This is a genomic window from Acidovorax sp. LjRoot204 (genome assembly GCF_056175785.1).
In genome coordinates, this window is the sequence record NZ_JBGFFF010000290.1 from 1 (window position 1) to 2,480 (window position 2,480).

Genomic DNA, 2,480 nt, shown 5'->3' on the forward strand with positions numbered 1-2,480 from the left:
TTGCAGGGCGGTGTGCAGCAGATGTCGGCCCCGGCGACCACCTCGCTGGCCGGCATCGTCAAGGAATTCGGGTTGGTTGACTTCCCCTTCTCGGTGGCCAACTTTGCGCAGGCCGATGCGCTGCTCGACGGCCCCCTGGGCCAAGCGCTGATCGCCCGATTGCCCGAGAAGGGCCTGGTGGCCCTGGGCTACTGGGACCTCGGTTTTCGCAACGTGACCAACAGCAGGCGCCCCATCACCAAGGCCGATGACTTCGATGGACTCAAGCTGCGCGTGATCCCCAACCCGGTGTTCCTGGAGACCTTCAAGGCCTTCAAGGCCAACCCCGTGCCCATGCCGTTTGCCGAGCTGTATGGCGCGCTGGAAGCCAAGGCCGTGGACGGCCAGGAGAACCCCTATGCCGTGATCCTGTCGAACAAGATGTTCGAGGTGCAGAAGTACGTGAGCGCTACCAACCACGTGTACGCCGCCAACATCGTGCTGGTGAGCAAGAAGTTCTGGGACCAGCTCACCCCCGCTGAGCAGAAGATGATGCACGACGCTGCCAACGAGTCGCGTGGCTACCAGCGCCAGGTGAGCCGCGCTGCAGCGCAGCGTTCGGTGGGTGACCTGCAGGCCAAGGGCATGGCCTATAACGAGATCACGCCCGCCGAGCTGGCCCGCATGCAGCAGATCGCCAAGCCCGTGATCGAGAAGTTCGCGGCCACCTATGACCCGGCGATCGTCAAGCTCTACAACGACGAACTCGCCCGCATCCGCAAGTAAGAGCGCCTGGCAAAACTCTTCTGGCGTCGTTGCTGCGTCTTGTCGTGCTATTCGCACTGCCTGCGACGCAGCGCCTAGCCAGAACCGCTTCGCTGAGCTTTGTCAGCCGCTCCCAACCCTGAACACCCCATGAAAATTCTCATCCTCCACGGCCCCAACCTCAACCTGTTCGGGCGCCGCGAACCCCATATCTACGGCACCACCACGCTGGCCCAGATCAACGAGCGTTTGCTCAAGCTCGCTACAGAGCTGGGTGTGGAGCTCGATATCGTGCAGTCCAACCACGAGGGCGCGCTCATCGACTTCCTGCACGCGAACATCGATGCAGCGCAGGGCGCACTCGTGAATCCTGCGGGGCTGACACAGCACGGCGTGCCGCTGCACGACGCCATCAAGGCCATGCCTTTCCCGGTGATAGAAGTGCACATGTCCAACATCGCCGCGCGCGAGGCCTGGCGCGCGCAYTCSATCATCTCGCCCGCCGTCAAGGCCACGGTACAGGGCTTCGGTCCCCACTCCTACCTGGCCGSGCTGCGGGCGCTGGTGGACAGCCTGCGCGAGRCCGCCCAGGTTGCCTGAGCGGTGCGGGCGCACGGTGGTGTGCGTTCAACGTCTCTTCTGAAAAGCCATGGGCCGCTTATGGATCGGCTCTGGCTTCTGCCGTGCTGGTACCGAGCAGTGTTTGATTCGTTATTTTTGGATCGAGTCGACCGCTAGCGCTTTGATGTATTGCGCTAGGTGCTATACAAACAGTAGTGTTGGAGGAGACTTCAACGCCACCCACCTCGCCAGTAGCTTTGCCAGCGAGGCCAGGCATCAGGTGGTGAGGTGCATGGGCAGAAATCAGACTGGCTGGGGTCTGTTCGATAGCGAACAGACGCGCAGCATGTGCCCCTTGTACAAGAGGATCGGAGCGCACCCGCCATGTGGTTGCGCCATTCACTTGTATACCAGGAGCCGCCCATGTCCCATCCATCCAACCTTGCCTCTGCGTGGGACACGTCTTCCGTGGGGCAGCCGGCAGACATATCGCTGCTGGAACTCTCTCATCTGGGTGAACACCTGGTGCATTGCGGCGCATTGCGGGGGCCTCTGGACCGGTTGATCGGTGGCGCTGCATGGCTGCAGGCCCAGGTGGCAGAGCATGTGGTGACGGTTGCACTGCTGGTCACGTTGCTGGTGGGGGCTGTATCGCTGGTGCGGTAGGGCGCGCGCGCATGGGCTTACGCACACCATGGCCCTGGGTTCCCTCCGCGATGGACCGCATGCTCGATGCCCGGGCAGGCCCGGTGCTGGAACCCCTGCGGGCCGAAGTGTTTGGCGTGGCCCGCTTCGAAGAGCATGGCCGGCACCTCGGTTCCTCCCACGACGCAGGCAAGGCGCCCTTTGGCCGCACCACGTTTTACCCGCGTCTGCAGAGCAACATCCGCGCACTGCGGGGCGCGTACCGCTACCTGTTTGACGCACCGCATGACGAGCACGCGATCAGCCCCGCCGCTGAATGGCTGTTTGACAACTTTCATTTGATCGAAAGCCAGCTCAAGGAGATCCGGGCCGGGCTGCCGCCGCGTTACTACCGCTCGCTGCCCGTGCTCAAAGACGCCCCGCTGGTGGGCCTGCCGCGTGTGTACGGTGTGGCCTGGTCGTTTGTGGCCCATACCGACAGTGCGTTCGATGAATCGCTGCTCGTGCAGTACCTGAACGCTTACCAGGAG

Annotated in this window: 4 protein-coding genes; all 4 read left to right on the top strand. The window is 63.0% G+C overall.

The window, feature by feature from the left end; all coding sequences use genetic code 11:
* The coding region (locus AC04MI_RS24580) for a DctP family TRAP transporter solute-binding subunit (RefSeq protein WP_476498970.1) at positions 1 to 765 on the top strand (765 nt) is incomplete at its 5' end.
* A 129-nt stretch (positions 766 to 894) separates the two neighbouring features.
* Positions 895 to 1,344, top strand: a complete 450-nt coding sequence (locus AC04MI_RS24585; protein ID WP_476498971.1) for a type II 3-dehydroquinate dehydratase — start codon at positions 895 to 897, stop codon at positions 1,342 to 1,344.
* 384 nt (positions 1,345 to 1,728) lie between these two features.
* Positions 1,729 to 1,971: a hypothetical protein gene (locus AC04MI_RS24590; RefSeq protein ID WP_436077174.1), complete on the top strand. Its 243-nt coding sequence runs from the start codon at positions 1,729 to 1,731 to the stop codon at positions 1,969 to 1,971.
* Between the two features lie 50 nt (positions 1,972 to 2,021).
* A partial coding sequence (locus AC04MI_RS24595) for a hypothetical protein (RefSeq protein WP_476498972.1) occupies positions 2,022 to 2,480 on the top strand: 459 nt, incomplete at its 3' end.